Here is a 17,734-nt window from a genome sequence, read left to right as displayed (position 1 = left end):
TGGGCGCTTGTCGGTTTACAGCTCGCAACGCGTTCATGAGTGGTTTCTCTTGAGGCGCCGCCAGCGGAATCAGACTGCAGGCCAACGAGAGGGAGGGATCGTGGAGTTCGAGGCGTCGTTCCCATCGGACGGCGAGGCGTTGGTACTGACCGTGGGGCATGTCGCAGACAGTCCGCAGTTCATCCCCGTGCTCAGTAAGGTGCGGGTCCGCGGCCCTGCCGGCCCCCGCAGCACCCGGCCGGACTCGCGGCATCGTTGCTTTGGTCCGGGATCAGGACTACGGCAGTCGTGAGCTCCTGAAGAATGGCGGAGCCCGCAATGTCACAGCCTCTGGGCGAGCATGCGGAGTTCGGCGACCACTCGGTGCCGGAGGGCGCCTGGGCCGGGGCGGTGGAGTCGGCTCAGGGGGCCGTCGCGGGAACGAGGTGGTCGAGTCCTTGCGCACTGCCTGTCGCGGCTTCGATCGAGCGTGGCAGCATGATGCTCTCGTAGGCGCGGACGGCGTCGTCGACGTTGGGTTCGGTGACGAGGGCGTGGGCGAGGTCGGAGCCATCGAGCATGGCGAGATTGGCGCCTAGCCCAACCGGGGGCATCAGGTGTGCGGCATCCCCGAGCAAGGTGATGCCGGGAACGTGCTCCCAGGTGTGCGGAACAGGCAGGACGAACAGGGATCGGTTGGTGAACCCGTTGTCGCTGTTCCGCAGAATGTAGCGCAGGCTCTCGTCCCAGCCGTCGAACTTCCTCAGCAGGTGCGTCCGCACGGCCTGCTGATCGTCGAGGTCGATACCGGCGGCCGCGTGCCAGTCCTGGGGCGCGCGGAACGCGATGTATGCGCGGATGTGGCCGTCGCTGTTGCGCTGTGCTACCAGGGTCCTGCCGGTGCCCTTCGCCAGCATCGATCCGTTGCCGACCAGCCGCGCAAGGTCGCGATGGCGGGAGTCGCAGTGATCGAAGCCGGTCTCGACGAAGGTGACGCCGGTGTAGCGGGGTGTGGCATGCGTCAGGGCTGGGCGGACGCGCGACCAGGCTCCGTCGGCACCGACCACCAGATCGAAGCCCTCGGCGGTGCCGTCACCGAAGAGCAGTCGGCAGGTGCCGTCGGTCAACGGGGTGACTCCGCTGACGGCGCGGTTCCACTCCACCGTGCCGTCGGCGAGCGAATCCAGGAGGAGACCGCGCAACTGGCCTCTGTCGATCTCCGGCTTTCCGCCGTCGTCGGACGGCCCCTGCTGTGCCAGGAGGGCGGCGGTGGCGAAGTCGAGTACGCGCCACTCGTCTCCTTCTGGGCGGGCAAGGGCGTGGAATCGGTCGAGGAGCCCCGCCGCGGCCAAGGCGGCCTGACCGGTGTCGGTATGCATGTCGAGGGTCCCGCCCTGCGGTCGGGCGTCGGCGGAGGCCTCGCGTTCGAAGACGGTGACCGAGCGGCCGTGTTGCTGCAGGATTCTGGCGCAGGTGAGCCCGCCGAGGCCGGCGCCGACAATCGCGATGCGGGGATCACGAGCAGAGTTCATGGGGTGTGTCCCTCGGAAGGTGGATGAGCCGCTGGGAGGTCCAGTAGCACCAAGAAAGCACATTCGCTCAATAAGTGCAACGACTACACTTTCGTATCGGATGCACGTCGCGGTACGGTGTGCGAGTGACCGAACCAACCGGGCGCCGCGAGCGCAAGAAGGCCCAGACCCGCCAGTCTCTGGCCGACGCCGCACTGGAGCTCTTCCTCGAACGCGGCTACGACCAGGTCGGCGTCAAAGACGTCGCCGACTACGCCGACGTCTCGGTGACCACTCTCTTCAAACACTTCTCCAGCAAGGAAGCCCTGGTCTTCGACCAGGACGACGACCTGGAAGCAGAGCTCGTCGCCGCCGTGCGCGAGCGCCCGCCGGGCCAGTCGATCCCGAAGGCGCTGCGCGAGCACCTCCTGCTGAAACACACTCAATTCGCCGTCCACGCAACGGACCCGCGCTTCGCCGACTTCACACGCCTGGTGCAGGAAACCCCTGCGCTGCGCGACTATGCCCAGCGCATGTGGACGCGCCACGAAGCGGCCCTGGCGAGGGTCATCGCCGAGGCCGTGGGCGCCCCCGAGGACGACGTCAGCTGCGCCGCCCTGGCCCGTTTTTCCCTCGAGGCCCGCACCCTCATCCTGCGGCATGCCGAGCCGCGCCGAGCCGCCGACGAGGCCTTCGCGCTGCTCGAACACGGCTGGGCGGCCTCCCATCCGAGCAGCTGACCCGGACTGCGAGGACGAGAAAGGGGGCCGTGTGACAGGGTTGGCCGGGCCCGCCAACTCGCCACGTCCCACGGTCATGCGTCATGAAGAGGCGGGTCCGGCTGTCAGCGGGCGATGGAGATTGCGAAGGGCGCGAATCCGCTGGATCGGATCACGTGCGGCACGAACGGATCGCGGCCTCAGCAGCCCGCGCGGTCTCGATCCCACCGAGGTCCGTGATCCACTGCTCGTGCCGGCCCAGGTTCGCGAGCAACCCGCGGACGACCTGCTTGGCCTGTGAGTCCTCGCCGGAGAGGAAGGCGGTCGGCGGCTGGGCGAGCGCGGCGGGCTCGGTCATCACCGTGTACAGCATCGTGTTGTCGGCGAACTGAGCGATCAGGCAGCGCAGTCGATGGGCCGTCCGCCTCAGCGGAAGCCCTTCTCGCTGCGGATCGCGCCAGGTGCGGGGTGAGCCTCGGGTCTGTCGGCGGCGCTGTCGGGCCTGTGGTCGACGGAAACTTGGGAGGTAGCGTGATCGGCATCGGCATTGTGGACGGGATCGAGGATCTGTTGTAGATGAGGACTTGCCTGCAGGGGCTGTTCAGAAAGGGACGGCCACACACCGCGGATGAAACCTCTCTGAAGAGTTGGGCGGTGACCTCGCCCGAGAATGCGGCGGTGGGCCGGGCGGAGATCCCACCCGAGGAGCGGGCGGTTCTGCTCGTCGGAATCCTCGACGACCCCGCGGCACGCGAGGATGAAAAGGACGACGCGGCGATGTATCTGGAGGACTTCTCCGGCCCACTCGTGGAGTCGGGCCTGATCCGGACCATTCGCGCCGAGGGCTTCACCAGCGTGCTGGCCCAGCAGTGCGCGGAGTCCCTCGGAGGAATCTGGGCCAGGACGGGCCACGCGGACCCCGCCTTCATGGCGGAACTGCGGGGGCCGGCGAAGGACGAGGTCTTCGGCATCCTCGGCATCCGCGCCCCGCACCTGCTGCCCCTTGACGCCCTCTAGAGAACTTCAACGGCTCAGGTTACGGCGGTTGAAGGTCGAGCCCGGTTTTGGCGATGCGTCCCTCCAAGGCAGTGGCGGTACTGCCTCCGCCTCAGCCGCGTCTTCACCAACGCGGTGAGCTGGTCGAGGCTGTGTCTGGTGAGGTTGGCCAGCGATCCCCTCAGATGCGACCACGCGCCCTTGAGGGGGTTGAGCTCGGAGCATACGACGGCAGCCGGTAGACGGTCAGCCAGGCCAGGGCTTGCCGGCCCCCCTGAAGCCACCGTGCCGCCAGCGGTTCGCTGACATCGGTCACCCTGAACCGCCGGGCCACCTCCCGGTCACTGGCCCCCGCTTTGATCAGATCGGCAGCCGCGAGCCGGACTCCCTCACGCCGAGCCCGTTCCTCGGCCGGTCGACCCACCGCCATCGGGGTACCTCAGCCTCCCGGCATAGCGCAGCCCACGACAGCCGTTACGACCCGTCGTATCCCGCAGCAGTAAAGATCTCTAGCAACCCTCCGCTTTTGTGGCGGAGGGCGGCAGTGCCATGTCCATCAGGGCGTCGACGGTTTTGCCGTCCAACTGGCCGTCGAGATGGAGGGATCGTCACAGGAGGTCACCGACGTCCCTGGGCTCAAGCCCGAGACGCAGGCGGGCATTCAGGCAGATCTCGCCGAAGAGCACCGGCGTCCGGTCCGGTTCCCGCAGGATGTACCAGTCGAGGAGTTTGACGACGTCGGTCCTGACGTCCCCGAGGGAGACGCCAACCTTCTTCACCTTCCCGGCCCGATCGACATCTTCGGCGAGGCCTGCGCTGACCGCTTCGACCAGCGTGGTGCGCAGGGCCGCGACGGGGAACCTTGGGGGCTGGCGCGGCAGCACCAGGGCGGGGTGGGGTGGGGGCGGGTCGTGGAAGACACGCTCCCCGAGCACCTCACCTCAGGGAAATCACATGGCCACCTTCGTACTCATTCCCGGCGCCTGGCTCGGTGCGTGGGCCTGGGAAGACACCGCCCGCGCTCTGCGGGGGCACGGCCGCACGGTGCTGCCACTGACACTGACCGGACTCGCCGAGCGTGCGGAGGCGGCCGCTCCCGTCACCGGGACAGCCGGGCTCCTCGGTGACCGCCTGGAGCGCGTGGTCTACGTGGACAGCGCCCCTTTCGCCGCAGGCATGTACATGCCCGACCTCATGCCACCGCGGGCAGCAATTCCGACGCAGCCGGAACGGCGGTGAAGCGCACCGATGCGGCCTTCTGGTGCCCGGGCACCCGCGGCCGACCGACGGCGGAGGGCTGTGTACGCCGCTGCTCATACCGGGCCCGAGGCCGGCCCTGCCTTTCGCCCGGAGGCTGAGATCCGGGTCACCCAGCTGTCCTGACGACGCACAGGGACATGCCCGTCGGGAGCAGCGATGGCACAAGCGTGGGTTCCGCTCAGCGGGCGCCGCTCTCGACGGAGGGTTTGGTGGCTTTCATTGTTTGTGGCGGGCAGGCGTCGGTCTGCTGCAATTCGGCCAGGAGCTGGTTCCGTCCGGCCAGAAGCTCAGTGAGGATGCGGCGGGCGGCGCGCAGGAGTTCGGCCACGTCGCCGCCGGCGAGCGCGTACGTGACGGTGGAGCCCTCTCGTGTGGACACGACGATGCCCGCGCGACGCAGGACGGCCAGCTGTTGCGAGAGGTTGGAGGGCTCGATTTCGATGTCGGCGAGCAAGTCCCGGACAGGGACTGGGCCGTGTTGCAGAAGTTCCAGGACCCTGATGCGTGTGGGGTGTCCAAGCATGCGGAAGAACTCTGCTTTGGCTTGGTAGAGAGGAACCTGCATAGCGCTCTTCCTGCCTGTCTAGGTGGCCTCTCGTGGTGCGGCGGCGCCCCGAGGACACAGCCGCACCACGACTCCTGCCTGTTCATTTTTCTCGGTCCGGGCGGCTTCCGTTCATGAATTGTCGACCTCTCCATGTGACGGCTTGAAGAAGTCTTCAATTGAAGAGCGTGCGTCAGCCCGGCCTCAGAGGAGGCTAGACCTCGAGTTGCTCTTCGATCCGCTTGACCTGGTGGCGGGCCATGGCCAGGTTCGAGCGGTCCTTGTCGATCACGAGGTACAGGAACAGTCCGTTTCCGTTCCGGCCGGTCACCGGCCGGATGAGGTGGTACTGCTTGCCCAGCGTGATCAGGATGTCCTCGATCTGGCTCTTGAGCCCGAGAAGCTCCATGGTGCGAACCTTGGCGCGGATCACATCCGTGTTGCCGGCAGCGGCGACCGTCAGGTCCAGGTCCTTGCCCCCGCCCAGGGTGCCCAGGGCCATGCCGCTGGTGTAGTCGACGACAGCCGCCCCCATCGCCCCCTCGATCCCGGTCATCATTTCCTTCAACGCCACTTCCACCGTAGCCATCGGTGCCCTCCCCTTGGTTGTCGGCTGCGGCCGGCTCCGTTTCCGGGCCCACCGCCTGTGATCGCACCGTATGTGCATTGACCCGACGCAAGAGAAGCCTGCTCGAGAACGATCCAGGATGATCGGAAGGCCGCTGGATGTGACAATTCGTCGAGCAGAATTGTCGATCGGCTGAGGCCTAAGCTGCGCCCGAGCAGGAAACGGTCGGCCGTTGAAGTGGTCCGGCAGCCGGGTGGCACACGGCGGCGAACCCACGGCGGCGCGCTTCCGGGTCGGCCCGTTCGTGATGGCGGTCCACACCACGGCAGCACGCCCCGCCGACGCAGGGTTGACGGGGCGTCGCACACCAAGGCCAGGGCTCGAACAGAAGCGTTGCCGCAGGCAGGCAGAGGCCGGGGCCCGGGCCCGGCCGCGTGCCCGCCTGGGCGGTGTGTCAGACCATGGCGAGCCGGTCCACCAGCAGATCCACCCTCGGCTCGGCGTCCTCGGGCAGCAGGCGACCCGCGCGGGTCAGGGTCGCAAGGCCGTGCAGGGCCGCCCAGAACGCCTCGGTGAACAGCCCCGGGCGGACGCCCTCGCCGGCGACCTCACCGAGAGTCTCCAGCAGGGCGGCGAAGGCGTCCTTCAGAGGCTCGGGGGTGTCCTCCTGCGCGTACGCCAGGCCGCCGTCGAGCTGGAACAAGGCGTCGTAGACAGCCGGGTTGCGTGCGGCGAAGTCGAGGTAGGCGCGGGCGAGGGCGGCGACCCGCGAGCGCGGGCCGTCCGCGGCGGACGTCGCGGCCCGCACTGCCGTGGCCAGCTCGGCGGCCCCCTGAAGGGCGACGGCGCCGATGATCTCGCGCTTGCCCCGGAAGTGGCTGTAGAGGACGGGCTGACTGTATTCGATGCGCTCGGCGAGCCGGCGGGTGGTGACTGCGTCCCAGCCCTCCTGCTCGGCGAGTTCGCGGGCCGTCGCCACGATGAGGCGCTCGCGCTCCGCCCGTTCGCGCTGCTTGCGTTCCTGTACTGACATGAATCAATTCTAGCATCGCTAGACAATCGAGCGGCAGCAGTACTAGCGTTGCCTCATCAGCTAGCAACGCTAGTTCACGGAGGGATCGTGATGCTCAACGCACTTGAGGTCGTCACCACCGTCGTCGTCGGGCTGATGGTGGGGGTGGAGTTCTCCGTCGCCTTCATCATGAACCGGATCCTGGACGCGCTTCCCCAGGACAGCGGCCAGCTCGGCCACGCCCACGGCGGCCGGATGCTCGGCGCGCTGATGCCGTTCTGGTACATGGGCTCGCTCGTCCTCAGCGCGATCTGGGCCGTCGCCGGATGGCACCACCACGGCGCCGGACTCGTCGTCACGGCCGCCGGCCTGCTGATCGTCAGCGTGGTCATGTCGATGCTGCTGCTCGTCCCGATCAACAACCGGAACAAGACCTGGACCCCCGAGAACCGGCCCGCCGACTGGAAGGAGCAGCTGCACCGCTGGGAGCGCTACCACTACGTCCGCGTCGCCGTCATCATCGCCGCCTTCACCCTGCTCGCCTCCGCCCTCGTCTGATACCACCGCTGCCACGACATGGGCCGGTCCGCCCCTGTCCACCGGCGGCTTTCGCGCCCGTCGGCATGAGCCCTGCAAGGCTTCGGATTTCTGACCCCGCGGGCCGACGCCGGTCAGGTGGCGCGCAACGACTCAGCTAACGCCACGAACTCACCGAGCTGACGAAGACTCGACAGGAGAAGAACAATGTCGCTCAAGAAGATCAATACCGTTCTGGCCGCCGCCTTCATCCTCTTCATCCTCTGGTTCGGGACGAAGTTCATCCTGAGCCCGCAGGCGACGGCGCCGGGCTTCGGCCTCCCGCGCTGGCCGTCCGGCGACGGCGACGGCTTCCTGATCATCAAGGGAATCCGTGACGTCGTCCTGGCCCTGGTCCTGGCCGTCCTGCTGGTGACGGGCCACCGCCGGGCGCTGGGCTGGGTGCTGCTGGTGGAGGCCCTCGCCGCGTACGGCGACATGGCCACCGTGCTGGTCCACCACGGCTCCGTGGCCACCGCGCTCGGCGTCCACTGCCTGACCGCGACACTGATGGTGGTCAACGGCCTGCTGATGATGCGTGAGACCCGCAACGTCGCGGCCGCTGCGGCAACCCCCGCTCCGCAGCCCGCCTAGGGCGGCAGGGCGGGTCGTGATCATTCCGTGGGCTCAGCGAGCCGCACCTACCGATCGGCAACCCCGAAGAACAAAGCGGTCGCGACGCCGAAGCGGTCCCCGAGCAGGAGGGACGAGACGGGTTCGCCGCCGGGGAAGGCTCCACCTCAAGACCGCCCTCTCGGGGCGCTCGCGAGGCGGCCGGACCAGCAGGATCCACCTCGCCACCGACCCCAGGTGCAACCCGCCGGCGTTCGTCCTGACCGCCGGACAGGCGGCCGACGAACCGCAGTTCATCCCCGTCCTGCGGAAGATCCGGGTCCACGGGCCCGTCGGCCGCCCCCGCACCCGGCCGGACGCTGTCGCCGTCGCCGTCGCCGTCGCCGTCGCCGTCGCCGGGGACACGGCACCGGGGGACCACGAGTCGATAATCGTCGCTGCCCGCCGGCTCGGCCTCACCAGCCACCGTGCCCAGCGCCGCCCACACTCCCAAATGGGGCCTGCAGACTGTCATCAGCGCAGGATCGTCCCGGGGCCGCCGCCTATCGCACGGTCGAACTCCTCGCCAACGCCACCACCTCCGGAAGACCTCTTTCACGGCCAATGGCAGGGCCGCCCCTCTGCCCGCCTTCGGCGAAGAAGGGGGCCCGGTCCCGGCAGACGCCCTCGATCCCTGGCCTTTTGGCCGGCCAGGCGGCCAGACTTGATGCCTCCCGGTCGGGCAGCAGGTCCACCGGCCGTCGCGTTTCCACGTCGACCAGCACCGTGCCGTAGTGCCGGTCTTTGCGCGTCGCGTACTCGTCGACGCCGACCACTCTCGGGGCTGGCAGATCCGGTTCGGTCAGCGCCTCGACGAGCCGCAGCACCGTGCTGAGGCTGACGGACACCCCGAAGACTCCAGCCATCCGAGCTCCCGAACAGCCTGCTCGCCGTCCCTCGAAGGGATCTCCAGGGTTTCAGGGAGGCATTTCTTGAACACATCGGCTCGAAGGCGCGTGCCTTCCTGATCCAGCTATGGCGGGGACGGTGCGTCGCCGGGTGCGTCCTTGCGCGCCCACACCCTGCGTCGTACCGGGCTATTCGGCCCAGGCGCGCGCGAGCAGGGCGCCGAAGGTGGCGGGGTCTCGCCCGATCAGCTCGGCGAGCGTTGAGCCGACGGTGGTGAACTCACCATTGCGTGCTGCTGCGAAGATGCTCAGCATCAGGTCGGCGATCGGGGCCGGGGCGCCGTGCGCCAAGGCCTGCTCGTGGAAGGCGTCGTCGGGAATGACGGTGCGGGTGAAGGGCCGTCCGGTGGCCTGGGAGGCGATCTCGGCGACGGTGCCGAAGTCGAGCGCCGCCGCGCCGGTGAGTGGCGGGGTGGGCCCTTCGAAGCGGCCCTCGTCGGCGAGGATTGCGGCGGTGGCGTCGGCGAGGTCGTCGTGGCCGGTCCAGGCGACGGGGCCGTCGGCGGGGAGGGCGATGTCGCCGGTGTGGCGGGCGGACTCCAGGAACTGCAAGGCGCTGGACGCGTAGAAGCCGTTGCGCAGCGCGGTCCAGGGCAGGCCGGTGGCGCGCAGCAGGTCCTCGGTTCGGGCGTGGTCGCGGCACGCCTGGAAGCGAGAGTCGTGGGCAGCGCCCATTTGGCTGGTGTAGAGGATACGGCCGACGCCTGCTTTCACGGCGGCGTCGATGGCGGCGCGATGACCGGTGACGCATTCCTCGCCCGTGCGGTCGAGGGAGACGAGGAGCAGCTGCTCGGCCCCTTCGAAGGCATGGAGGAGCGAGGCGGGGTCGTCGAAGCTGCCCTGCCGGACACGGACGCCGCGGTCGGCAAGGTCCTGGGCCTTGCGGGGGTCGCGGACGCTGACGCCGACGCGGTTGGCGGGGACGCGCTCCAGGAGGCGTTCGACGGTGCGGTGGCCGAGCTTTCCGGTGGCTCCGGTCACGATGATCACGAGTTCTCCCGACGCTGTTTCCAGTGGAACCATCTTTACGTTAACACTGGAAAATCAGTGGAATCAAATCTTCGATATCATCGATTCATGGTTACGCGTGACACCACCGACAGCCCTCGTCGCCGCATCGTCGAGGCAGCCGTCGACCTACTGGAGAAGGGCGGCCCGGATGCGGTGAGCACCCGGGCGGTCGCCGCCGCGGCCGGGATGCAGCCGCCGGCGATCTACCGGCTCTTCGGCGACAAGGAAGGTCTCCTTGAGGCGGTCGCGGAGCACGGCTACGCGCAGTTCCTGGAGAGCAAGCGCGCGCAGCTCGATCCCGAACCACAGGACGTGGTGGAGGACCTTCGCCGCGGCTGGGACACAGTGGTGGAGTTCGGGATCTCCCACCCCGGGCTGTTCGCCGTGATGGACAGGGCCACCGGCCGGGAGGCGGACATGGCACACCGCGCGGGCCTGGAGATCCTCCGCGGCCGGGTGCGCCGACTGGCGGCCGGAGGATGGCTGCGGGTCGACGAGGAGCTGGCTGCCCAGATCATCCAGGCCACCGGACGAGGCGCGGTCACCACCTGGCACTCCACCCCGGCAGACCGCCGCAGTCCGGCGCTGCTGACCTCCCTCCGCGAGGCCATGGTCACCGCCATCACCCGCGCCGAACCGACCATCCCCGTCACGGAGACCGGCACCACCTCAGCGGCCCGCGCGCTACGCGCCGCACTCCCCGACGACGCGGATGTCCTGAGCGACGCCGAGCAGCTCCTGCTCCGCGAGTGGCTCACCCGCCTCGCAGCGGACAGAGACACTCCACATGCCTGATCGCGCGTCTGGCTCCGTCTGCGCAGCGCGAAAACGGCTGATGCCCGAGAACGGTTGGTACCGCCGAGAAAACGGCGTTGTCAGTGCGCTCTGCCAGGGTGTGCTTCGTGGATGAACTGGTGGAGCGTGTCGACGGTCAAGATCGTGCGGTGGGGGCAGTCACCCGTCGGCAGGCCGTCCGGGAGAGTTGGCTGCATCGGGTCGCCGTGACGATGTGCCGTGATGAGCGTGGCCGGATCCTCGTCCACCGGCGGCCGGAGCAACTGTCGCGCTTCCCCGGGCTCTATGAGGTCGCGGTCGGTGGCGCCGTCGGCGTCGGCGAGCCCAGGCACTGTTTTCCGGCTCGGGCACGGGGAGCACCACTGGCTGCCGCCGCCGGTGCGGAAGCTGTCGGGACTACCCCCACAGGCGCGGGGACGACGGCGTCTCTCTCGGCCGGGGAGGCCCAGGTGCACCGAACCACCCCCGCGGGCGCGGGGGTGTTCCGCCGTCCCATGTGGTGCCGCTGCCGGCACCGGAGTCCTCAAGCAGGGGCGGGGCATCGCCGCCCCCTACGAGAAGGCCGACACGATCTACCTCGCCGGGCCCCAGCTGGCAGGCATCTCTCTTTGGCCTGCGCGATGACGAGCAACCAGCACCGGTCAGAGACGACCGTGCTCCGGAACGAGCGTCTCGCACCGATCACGCAGCGCGAGGTGGACCCGTCGGCTCTCCCGCAGTGAGCCATCGGCACCACAGCGCTCACAGATGCCCTCGCTGCGGCCGGCGAACGCATCAGTGACAGCATGAAGACGCGAGTACTCCGCAGCTGTCCAGCTGCCGCCAGGCTTCCACGGCCGCGGGAACGCCTGGAAGGCCAAAGCCCCCCACTTCTGCTTCACGGCCAGGAGCTCGTACTTAGGGAACTCCGCGACAACCGCCTGATGGCACTCAAGCACCAACTGCCGCCAGCCAGGACCCACGTCGACGCCATCGGAACGGTCTCGCAGGTGCTGCCTGATCGGCTCCAGCACATCGCCTGAAGCCGAGGAAGTCTCCACCATCAGTCCCCTCACGCAAGCACTGTCAGTAATGCTCTTCCCGGTAGACACCATCGGCGTCTACGCCACGGCCCCAGTCGCCGAAGCTCGTGTTCGCCAGCTGCATGTTGACGAGGAAGGAGCCGGCCGCTGCGAGGGTGATCCTGAACGGATCGTCGTCATCGTCGGGCAGGTTGTTCACTGCCAGCAGCGGAAACTCCGCGGAGTCCAGTGCCCGTTCGTCGGCGATGAGGATGAGAGTGCTGTCGGGCCAGCCCTCGTCATCGCGGCCGATACGCGCCTGAAGTTCATCTGCCGTGAAACCGGCGTAGGTGTGGTTGTCGATGACGGTGATCGACTCGTAGTGCTGCGAGCCTTTTTCGAGGCTCTGCAGCAAGCGTACCCACTCGACCGACCGTTCGAAGGACGTTCGTACCAGGAGTGGGCCGGCGGCCTGCTCGATCGTGAGGGAGGGCGGCTCGGGCTGCGTGCTCGTACGTTCGCCGGGGATGATCTGAATGAGGAAGCCGGGCTTCTTGCCGTCCGTGGACCGGTCACTGGCATGGACGCGGATCAGGTAGGGGCCGGCTCCCGCGGTGGCGAGGTTCTCTTTGCGCAGAGGCTCGTATCCGCTGTCGCACAGGGCGAGGAAGCCGGTCGTGGAGGTCACAGTGATCTCTTCGACCTCGTCCCAGCCGCTCTCTGCTCCCGGGTCCTCTCCGGCGTAGAGGGTGACGATGGGGTTCTCCGGGGCGCTTCCGGCGTCGATGTGCAGCCAGTCTTTCTCGGCCGCCAGGAACGCTCGTCCGCGCGGCTGCTTGCGGGCGTCGGGGTCCATGACGGCCAGGTCGCCCCACTCCTTCATCTTGAGTGGCCGGGTGCGGCCCCGAAGGAGTGGCCAGTTGGAACGCGGCATGGAGAACCCCCATCGTCCTTACGGTGCTTACCGGTTACTTCGTGTAGGCGAGGTGGCGAGCACGGCGTCCACGATCTGTTCGTTCAGGCCCGGCTCGCAACGGCGGCCACGCAGGACGAGAGCGAGGACCGGTGAACGAGCTGGTCGAGACCGCCGACGAGAAGCAACTCACCAAGACCATCGCCCGCTACGGCCGCGTCGATCTTTTGTGCATCAATGAGTCGGGATACGTGGAACTGGACCGGCAGGGCGCCGAGTTGCTGTTCCAGATCGTGACCGAGCGCGAGGAGAAGAACAGCGTCGCCATCGCCTCCAACGAGTCGTTCGGCAGCTGGACGAAGACCTTCACCGACCCCCGGCTCTGCGCGACCATCGTCGACCGGCTGGCCTTCAACGGCACGATCATCGAGACCGGCACCGACTCCTACCGGCTCGCCTCCACCCACGCCCGGGTCGAGGAACCCACCAAGATCGGCTGACACCTGCAGACCCCTCCTCGACGGCCCGCCGCCCCCACGGGCGGCGGGCCGTCCCCACGAAGTGTGAACCCATCCTTGAACCTGGAGCTCGTGCTCGCCCGGCTTCATCGCGATGAGTGCGGACACCGCCGAGCACGACCTCGGTCTAAAATGACTTCCAGTGGCCCTCGGAGACCACTTCGACAGCGCCGTGGGCCACCTTGATGGCGGTCTGCTCGTCAATCGCATACGCCGGACCCGCGATCTGGGCTGCCCATCGTTCTGCCGCGGCCAGGGTGTTCTCAGGACAACCCGGATGATCCAGGTGCGGGAAGATCGAAAAATCGACCACGCCCAGCGCGCTGTCGCCGCCGGTGGGCGGCTTCCAGCCCACGAACTCCTCCCCGATGCGGGGGGTCATCACACAGCTCCCGGCGCTGAGACCCACGTAGACCGTGTCGGGCAGCGACGGCAGGAGTTCCGCCAGCCCTGACTCCCGCATCCAGTGGCACAGGTACAGCGTGTCACCGCCGTTGACCAGCAGGACGTCGGCCTCCCGGACCCAGGAGACCCAGAGCGCCGCCTCGATACTGGGCAGCGCGGTGAGCTCCAACACGCCCACCGACTTCCACCCCAGTTCGGTCATGGGGCTGAAAGATCGTCCGCTGACGAATCGCCATGGCCCGCCCGGATCGGCGCCCGGGCCCCCATATCCCGCGGTGGGGATGCACAGGGCGCTGGACTCGGCAATCGGCTTACCCAGGAGGTCAACCAACGCATCCTGAATGCTCGCGTTCTTGACGCCGGAGTCGGTGAGGAGAAGCTTCATCATGCCCTTCCCAAGGAGCGCCGCATGCGTCAACAACGAGCCGTTCGTCAACGCGTCACAGACACCACCATGTCATGGCTGCATCAGGAACAGGCACTCGGAACAGGCACTCGGACTCACGGAGCACGAGCTCTCGGTCCTGATTGGGGCCGAAGGCCAGGCACTCGCATCCCACTTCCAACGGGCCACAGGCCGCGCTGTTTAACTCTGCGGGTGCGAGGAGGAGTTCTGACGTCATTTCGTCATTTCTCGTGAACATCCACGGCCCCGCCGACCGCCCATCGCCACCCAAACTGAAGGACAAACGCTGCTGCTTGAAGTGAACGAAGCCAACCAGGGCCCTGCTCCGAGGAAGTGGTGTCCGTTGACTCGCGCGAGAATGGCCAGGTCGTTCGCTTGAAATGAGCCGAAGCTCAGGAGTTGTCACCAGCGGTCCGGCTGAGTTGGTGATGGGAAACGGTCGTAGCAGCCTGGTTGTCACCAACAAGGCATCCGACCTGTCACATGCGCTCGTGTGCACGGAGGGCACCAGGACAGTCCTAGGACGGACCTAGGACAACAGCCCATAGCCTCGATCGTGCACCACGGCCCCTGAGCGAGCCGTCATGCACGATCGAAATCAGAGCGCCGTCCTACATTCGGGTCGGCCGACAGGGGCCGTCCGGGGTGTACGGACTTGTACGGGAACGAGACTCCACCCGGCTACCCGAAGGAGCATGGTCAGGCCGCTTCGCGCAAGGCCGGCCCAATCGATGCAAACAACTCGAACGTCCGGCGTCCATGGCCGGCCGCCGCCACAAACAGGGGGAACACATCATGACTCGTTCGATCAAGGCGCTCGCCGCGCTCGCCATAGCGGGGGCATCCATCCTCGGCGTGACCTCGCAGGCGTCCGCCGACCCGAACTCGAACAACCACGGCTCCAACCCGCAGTGGGCCACGCTGGACACCCCCTACCACGTGGGTGTCTACACATGCCCCTACGCGACATGCGGCAAGGCCGACGACCTCACCCTCTCGCCGCCGAACGATCAGGTTCTTGTGGACTGCTGGGTGTCCGGTGGATACGTCGGCACTACCGGCGACGTCTGGTACCGCACCTCTGCGGTCATCGCGAACGGCATCTATGTCGACGAACCGTATACCTGGACCTACGGACCGTATGTGGACGGCGACCTGAGGTTCCGGCTCTCGCCCGGGGGTCTGCCTCACTGCTAGACACACAGCCACCCCGCGCACCGTTCCCGGTGCTCGGGGCGGCTCGTATGCGAGGACGGCACCGTCGATGCGGTCGCCCGCCACGACGGGGACCGTCTGCCCGACGCCTGGTCCGCCATCGAGCGTCTGGACCCGATGAACGCCTGAAGAACGAGCAATGCTGGTACGTCGGTCCCGTTCGACTTCGTGGGCATGGACGGCTGGCCGCAGCCTTGGCACGGCGCGCTCCTCCTCGACGACGGCCCGCCGCAATCCGCCGTGCTTCGGCACGTGGCGGCCGCCGCCGAGCGCGGCACCCTCGACCCGGGCGCCGCCGGGCGTTCGCCCTGCTCCGCCGCCCCCTGTTACATGTCGACCGGCGGATGATCGGACGGTCAGGGCCCTCGGGAAGAAACCGGGCGGGCGTGGCCGCGGCGTCTGTCGCCTTCGCTGTGTCACGCATGGTGGTGCGGTGGGGTTCCGGCAGCACGGGTGGGAGACACCTTGGGGGCGATGCGTGGACGAACTCGATCGCGGCTTGGCTTGGGCAGCCGAAACCGCCGTGCTGGGCCGTCTTGCATCTGGGGATGTCTCTATGGTCGGCCTACGGACGCCACTCCTGGCGGTACCGGGAGTGCTCGGCGTAGGACTGCGCCAGCACTTTGATCGCATAGGCGAGCCCTGCGTGACGTGAATCCGCCGGGTCCATTGCCTGGCAGTCCCTGGCCAGCGTGTCGACCAGGTCGAGCATCGGAAGGTGGCTGTCGAGGAGGGCGTCGGCGCCGAAGCGGTGAGCCACCTCGGCGTAGGCGTGGTTGTCCTCCATATTGCGGTCCCGAAGGAACTTCACGAGGTCGTCCATGGATTGATCTTCACGCAGAAGCAAGGGTAACTGGGTGGGTTCACCGTGATCAGTTCAGCTGCGGATCTGGGTCGCCTGCGGGCCCAGATGAGGATGGCAGCGAGGTGGAGTGCGGCCTGGTAAGCGATGGCGAGCTTGCCGTCCGCGGGGCCAGACCGCGCCACCAGCAGGGGACCGCGCAGGAGCTCGGCGAGCGCGTGGACGCTGTTCGCGACGGCCGGCAACTGACCCATCTTCCCGGACCCGGCCCACTCCCCCGCATCCCACCCGCCGTCGACCGGCGCGCCTCCGGATCCGACAGCTTCCACTGGGCGCGCGCCAGCTGCTTGACGACCTTGTGGCTCTCCGGGAGCCCACCGGCGAGCCGCTCCTCATCGGTGAGAGCGACCGGGAGGCCGTAGCGCTCCAGCGCGGCCTCGGTGAGCACGAGCAGCGCGTCGGCGTCCTTGCCCGGCCCAGACAACTTCGGCTGCCCGAGCTTCGCCTCGTCGAGCGTCCACTCCACCAGGGCCGGGAAGGACTTGGCGGGCACGTGCAGGACCAGGCCGCCCGTGCAGTACGCCAGCACCTGGCCGTCGGCGTCGACGTCGATGACCGCGAGCGGTCCGTTCACGAACCGCGGGCCGGTGGCCGTCGCAGTGTTCGCTGGTGTCGTCTCTCTCGTGCCCGGGCGGCGCAACGTCGACGTGGCCTTGGCGGTGGGCGCCGGGCTCGGCGGGGCCTGCTCGGGAGCAGGTGCGCCCTGAGGGGCCTCGGGTGCAGTCGTGACCGCAGGGCTCGCAGACCGGACCTGTGGGCAGAGTCCGTGACCGGCGCTGACGCTAAGCCCAGGGAAGGCAGGGGGTAGAGCTGCGAGAGCTTGCCCAGCAGTCGCGCATACGCCTCGCGTGCCTCGCCGCGCGGCTCGGTTGGCTTGTGCACCGGTTGGCTTGTGCACCGACTCCCAGCCGGACACCGTGGCCCGGCGCACCTTCAGCGCGCTGGCCACGTCGTCCAGCGTGAGGCCGTGCGCCATGCGGAGACGCTTGCGTTCCTCCGTCGGCGGCAGCGGTGAGCGGGACGCGACCAGCGCGTCGACGGCGTCGAAAAGCTCGGAGATGCAACGCCTCCTGACCGGCACCCTACCCCGTAAAGCGCACAAAGTGCCTACGGCTGGCGTACGAATCGCGTACGGTTGGAGGCCTACCTGGGGCACCTCGGCAGCCGCCGTGGCGTGCGGTCTCGATGAGGTCTTTGCCAGCCTGTATAGCGGCGGTGGCCAAGCCGCGGCACAGGGCGGGGCCGACGGCACCGGCATCGAGCCGACGCGGATACGGGATGGCCGCGCACGCCGAAGTGGCAGGGCACCGCGCGCATGCCGTGCAAGGTGGGCCATGATCCGGGACCCTGTCGGGCTATCACACCTTCGCGCTTCAGTCCCACTGGGCGGCGTTGACTAGGCGATCCCGCAGAGCTGCTGCCACGGATCCGGCGTGTTGGCTGGCAGGTTCGCCCGCATGCGCTCCACACCTCCTCCGCCGGCCCGGCGCTGGGACGCAGCCTGGTCAACCACCGCGTACGCCGTTCCCTGCACGTCTCCCCCGACGGCATCAGCCGACTCCTGCGCCGCCGCCAAAGCGCGAACTGCCGGCCGCGCGGGTACCCACCACGTGCCGGTGGCACGTCAGTTCCGGTGTCGCATACCCGGCTGGAGACGGCAGTAGCTGGTGTCGAGTGTCGCACGCCGTCGTCCGCCCCGCCCGAGATGTTCCCCCGGCCCAGCCCGAACGGGCCGGGTTGCGCTGGTCACTGGCCGCGAACACCCGCCGACTGAACGACGCCGGCGCCTTTACCCCTCCCCCGACCTCGCCGGACGACCCGGCATTTCAGCCGGCCGTCTTGGATCTCATCGACCGGCCGGCCACGAGGTAGCGGATGTACAGCAGCTGCACGACGGGCCGGGCCGGGTGGCTACTCACCACC

The 17,734-nt window shown here is 68.3% G+C and carries 18 protein-coding genes and 6 pseudogenes; 11 read left to right on the top strand and 13 right to left on the bottom strand.

The features are described from left to right. Positions 1-401 precede the first annotated feature (401 nt). Positions 402-1,511, bottom strand: coding sequence for an NAD(P)/FAD-dependent oxidoreductase (locus AB0N17_RS31995; RefSeq protein WP_366015068.1), 1,110 nt, complete (start codon positions 1,509-1,511; stop codon positions 402-404). 125 nt (positions 1,512-1,636) lie between these two features. On the opposite strand from AB0N17_RS31995, the gene AB0N17_RS31990 reads away from it, so the two are divergent. Continuing rightward, a complete protein-coding gene (locus AB0N17_RS31990; RefSeq protein ID WP_366015067.1) occupies positions 1,637-2,230 on the top strand; it encodes a helix-turn-helix domain-containing protein in 594 nt (197 codons plus the stop codon). Positions 2,231-2,334: 104 nt separating this feature from the next. Here AB0N17_RS31990 and AB0N17_RS31985 read toward each other — a convergent pair. Beyond that, positions 2,335-2,588: pseudogene (locus tag AB0N17_RS31985) on the bottom strand (NADP oxidoreductase); the annotation flags it as partial. A gap of 275 nt (positions 2,589-2,863) precedes the next feature. On the opposite strand from AB0N17_RS31985, the gene AB0N17_RS31980 reads away from it, so the two are divergent. Further along, a complete protein-coding gene (locus AB0N17_RS31980) occupies positions 2,864-3,226 on the top strand; it encodes a hypothetical protein (RefSeq protein WP_366015066.1) in 363 nt (120 codons plus the stop codon). 587 nt (positions 3,227-3,813) lie between these two features. On the opposite strand, the gene AB0N17_RS31975 is transcribed toward AB0N17_RS31980, so the two are convergent. Then, positions 3,814-4,140, bottom strand: coding sequence for a hypothetical protein (locus AB0N17_RS31975; RefSeq protein ID WP_366015065.1), 327 nt, complete (start codon positions 4,138-4,140; stop codon positions 3,814-3,816). Between the two features lie 19 nt (positions 4,141-4,159). On the opposite strand from AB0N17_RS31975, the gene AB0N17_RS31970 reads away from it, so the two are divergent. After that, entirely contained in the window at positions 4,160-4,444 is a 285-nt protein-coding gene (locus AB0N17_RS31970; RefSeq protein ID WP_366015064.1) for a hypothetical protein, read from the top strand. 199 nt (positions 4,445-4,643) lie between these two features. On the opposite strand, the gene AB0N17_RS31965 is transcribed toward AB0N17_RS31970, so the two are convergent. From AB0N17_RS31965 to AB0N17_RS31955, 3 genes are all read right to left on the bottom strand, one after another. Beyond that, complete coding sequence (locus AB0N17_RS31965; RefSeq protein ID WP_366015063.1) at positions 4,644-5,030, bottom strand: metalloregulator ArsR/SmtB family transcription factor; 387 nt, start codon at positions 5,028-5,030, stop codon at positions 4,644-4,646. A gap of 193 nt (positions 5,031-5,223) precedes the next feature. Further along, positions 5,224-5,598, bottom strand: coding sequence for a hypothetical protein (locus AB0N17_RS31960; protein WP_366015062.1), 375 nt, complete (start codon positions 5,596-5,598; stop codon positions 5,224-5,226). A gap of 433 nt (positions 5,599-6,031) precedes the next feature. Then, the gene (locus AB0N17_RS31955) at positions 6,032-6,610 is read right to left on the bottom strand and encodes a TetR/AcrR family transcriptional regulator (protein ID WP_366015061.1); all 579 of its coding nucleotides are present in this window, start codon (positions 6,608-6,610) and stop codon (positions 6,032-6,034) included. Positions 6,611-6,700: 90 nt separating this feature from the next. On the opposite strand from AB0N17_RS31955, the gene AB0N17_RS31950 reads away from it, so the two are divergent. From AB0N17_RS31950 to AB0N17_RS31940, 3 genes and pseudogenes are all read left to right on the top strand, one after another. Beyond that, a complete protein-coding gene (locus tag AB0N17_RS31950) occupies positions 6,701-7,147 on the top strand; it encodes a DUF1772 domain-containing protein (RefSeq protein WP_366015060.1) in 447 nt (148 codons plus the stop codon). Between the two features lie 186 nt (positions 7,148-7,333). Further along, on the top strand, positions 7,334-7,759 hold the full coding sequence (locus tag AB0N17_RS31945; RefSeq protein ID WP_366015059.1) for a DUF4267 domain-containing protein: 426 nt from the start codon (positions 7,334-7,336) through the stop codon (positions 7,757-7,759). A gap of 163 nt (positions 7,760-7,922) precedes the next feature. Further along, positions 7,923-8,021, top strand: a pseudogene (locus AB0N17_RS31940) (IS5/IS1182 family transposase); the annotation flags it as partial. A gap of 259 nt (positions 8,022-8,280) precedes the next feature. Here the strand turns inward: AB0N17_RS31940 and AB0N17_RS31935 are convergent. Next, entirely contained in the window at positions 8,281-8,625 is a 345-nt protein-coding gene (locus tag AB0N17_RS31935) for a transposase (RefSeq protein WP_366015058.1), read from the bottom strand. 189 nt (positions 8,626-8,814) lie between these two features. Next, entirely contained in the window at positions 8,815-9,675 is an 861-nt protein-coding gene (locus tag AB0N17_RS31930) for an SDR family oxidoreductase (protein WP_366015057.1), read from the bottom strand. 87 nt (positions 9,676-9,762) lie between these two features. Here AB0N17_RS31930 and AB0N17_RS31925 point away from each other — a divergent pair, with 87 nt between their 5' ends. Both AB0N17_RS31925 and AB0N17_RS31920 read left to right on the top strand, forming a co-directional pair. Then, a complete protein-coding gene (locus AB0N17_RS31925; RefSeq protein WP_366015056.1) occupies positions 9,763-10,491 on the top strand; it encodes a TetR/AcrR family transcriptional regulator in 729 nt (242 codons plus the stop codon). A gap of 107 nt (positions 10,492-10,598) precedes the next feature. Beyond that, a pseudogene (locus AB0N17_RS31920) lies at positions 10,599-10,814 on the top strand (NTP pyrophosphohydrolase); the annotation flags it as partial. 318 nt (positions 10,815-11,132) lie between these two features. On the opposite strand, the gene AB0N17_RS31915 reads toward AB0N17_RS31920, so the two are convergent. After that, positions 11,133-11,546 (bottom strand): hypothetical protein, encoded by a 414-nt coding sequence (locus AB0N17_RS31915; protein WP_366015087.1) that lies wholly within the window; start codon positions 11,544-11,546, stop codon positions 11,133-11,135. A 10-nt stretch (positions 11,547-11,556) separates the two neighbouring features. Further along, positions 11,557-12,348, bottom strand: a complete 792-nt coding sequence (locus tag AB0N17_RS31910) for a hypothetical protein (RefSeq protein WP_366015055.1) — start codon at positions 12,346-12,348, stop codon at positions 11,557-11,559. Between the two features lie 209 nt (positions 12,349-12,557). On the opposite strand from AB0N17_RS31910, the pseudogene AB0N17_RS31905 reads away from it, so the two are divergent. Next, positions 12,558-12,905 (top strand): annotated as a pseudogene (locus AB0N17_RS31905) (ATP-binding protein); the annotation flags it as partial. Positions 12,906-13,050: 145 nt separating this feature from the next. Here the strand turns inward: AB0N17_RS31905 and AB0N17_RS31900 are convergent. Next, on the bottom strand, positions 13,051-13,716 hold the full coding sequence (locus AB0N17_RS31900) for a Type 1 glutamine amidotransferase-like domain-containing protein (protein ID WP_366015054.1): 666 nt from the start codon (positions 13,714-13,716) through the stop codon (positions 13,051-13,053). An 813-nt stretch (positions 13,717-14,529) separates the two neighbouring features. Between AB0N17_RS31900 and AB0N17_RS31895 the strand changes: the two genes are divergently transcribed. Beyond that, positions 14,530-14,931, top strand: a complete 402-nt coding sequence (locus AB0N17_RS31895) for a hypothetical protein (RefSeq protein ID WP_366015053.1) — start codon at positions 14,530-14,532, stop codon at positions 14,929-14,931. A gap of 583 nt (positions 14,932-15,514) precedes the next feature. Here the strand turns inward: AB0N17_RS31895 and AB0N17_RS31890 are convergent. Together AB0N17_RS31890 and AB0N17_RS31885 are read right to left on the bottom strand one after the other, a co-directional pair. Beyond that, the gene (locus AB0N17_RS31890) at positions 15,515-15,772 is read right to left on the bottom strand and encodes a hypothetical protein (protein ID WP_366015052.1); all 258 of its coding nucleotides are present in this window, start codon (positions 15,770-15,772) and stop codon (positions 15,515-15,517) included. A gap of 295 nt (positions 15,773-16,067) precedes the next feature. Further along, positions 16,068-16,871, bottom strand: a pseudogene (locus tag AB0N17_RS31885) (helix-turn-helix transcriptional regulator); the annotation flags it as partial. A 332-nt stretch (positions 16,872-17,203) separates the two neighbouring features. Here AB0N17_RS31885 and AB0N17_RS31880 point away from each other — a divergent pair. Continuing rightward, positions 17,204-17,578 (top strand): annotated as a pseudogene (locus AB0N17_RS31880) (DUF6083 domain-containing protein); the annotation flags it as partial. Between the last annotated feature and the right edge of the window lie 156 nt (positions 17,579-17,734).

The sequence above is a fragment of the Streptomyces sp. NPDC051133 genome, assembly GCF_040682635.1.
In the GTDB taxonomy this organism is placed as follows: Bacteria; Actinomycetota; Actinomycetes; order Streptomycetales; family Streptomycetaceae; genus Streptomyces.
This window is presented reverse-complemented; position numbering and strand designations above follow the sequence as displayed.

Excerpts from the sequence above, each read along its gene's own strand:
- AB0N17_RS31995 (WP_366015068.1), bottom strand. The coding sequence starts at position 1,511 with ATGAACTCTGCTCGTGATCCCCGCATCGCGATTGTCGGCGCCGGCCTC.
- AB0N17_RS31970 (WP_366015064.1), top strand. The coding sequence starts at position 4,160 with ATGGCCACCTTCGTACTCATTCCCGGCGCCTGGCTCGGTGCGTGGGCC.
- AB0N17_RS31965 (WP_366015063.1), bottom strand. The coding sequence starts at position 5,030 with ATGCAGGTTCCTCTCTACCAAGCCAAAGCAGAGTTCTTCCGCATGCTT.
- AB0N17_RS31960 (WP_366015062.1), bottom strand. The coding sequence starts at position 5,598 with ATGGCTACGGTGGAAGTGGCGTTGAAGGAAATGATGACCGGGATCGAG.
- AB0N17_RS31955 (WP_366015061.1), bottom strand. The coding sequence starts at position 6,610 with ATGTCAGTACAGGAACGCAAGCAGCGCGAACGGGCGGAGCGCGAGCGC.
- AB0N17_RS31950 (WP_366015060.1), top strand. The coding sequence starts at position 6,701 with ATGCTCAACGCACTTGAGGTCGTCACCACCGTCGTCGTCGGGCTGATG.
- AB0N17_RS31945 (WP_366015059.1), top strand. The coding sequence starts at position 7,334 with ATGTCGCTCAAGAAGATCAATACCGTTCTGGCCGCCGCCTTCATCCTC.
- AB0N17_RS31925 (WP_366015056.1), top strand. The coding sequence starts at position 9,763 with ATGGTTACGCGTGACACCACCGACAGCCCTCGTCGCCGCATCGTCGAG.
- AB0N17_RS31910 (WP_366015055.1), bottom strand. The coding sequence starts at position 12,348 with ATGGACCCCGACGCCCGCAAGCAGCCGCGCGGACGAGCGTTCCTGGCG.
- AB0N17_RS31900 (WP_366015054.1), bottom strand. The coding sequence starts at position 13,716 with ATGATGAAGCTTCTCCTCACCGACTCCGGCGTCAAGAACGCGAGCATT.
- AB0N17_RS31895 (WP_366015053.1), top strand. The coding sequence starts at position 14,530 with ATGACTCGTTCGATCAAGGCGCTCGCCGCGCTCGCCATAGCGGGGGCA.
- AB0N17_RS31890 (WP_366015052.1), bottom strand. The coding sequence starts at position 15,772 with ATGGACGACCTCGTGAAGTTCCTTCGGGACCGCAATATGGAGGACAAC.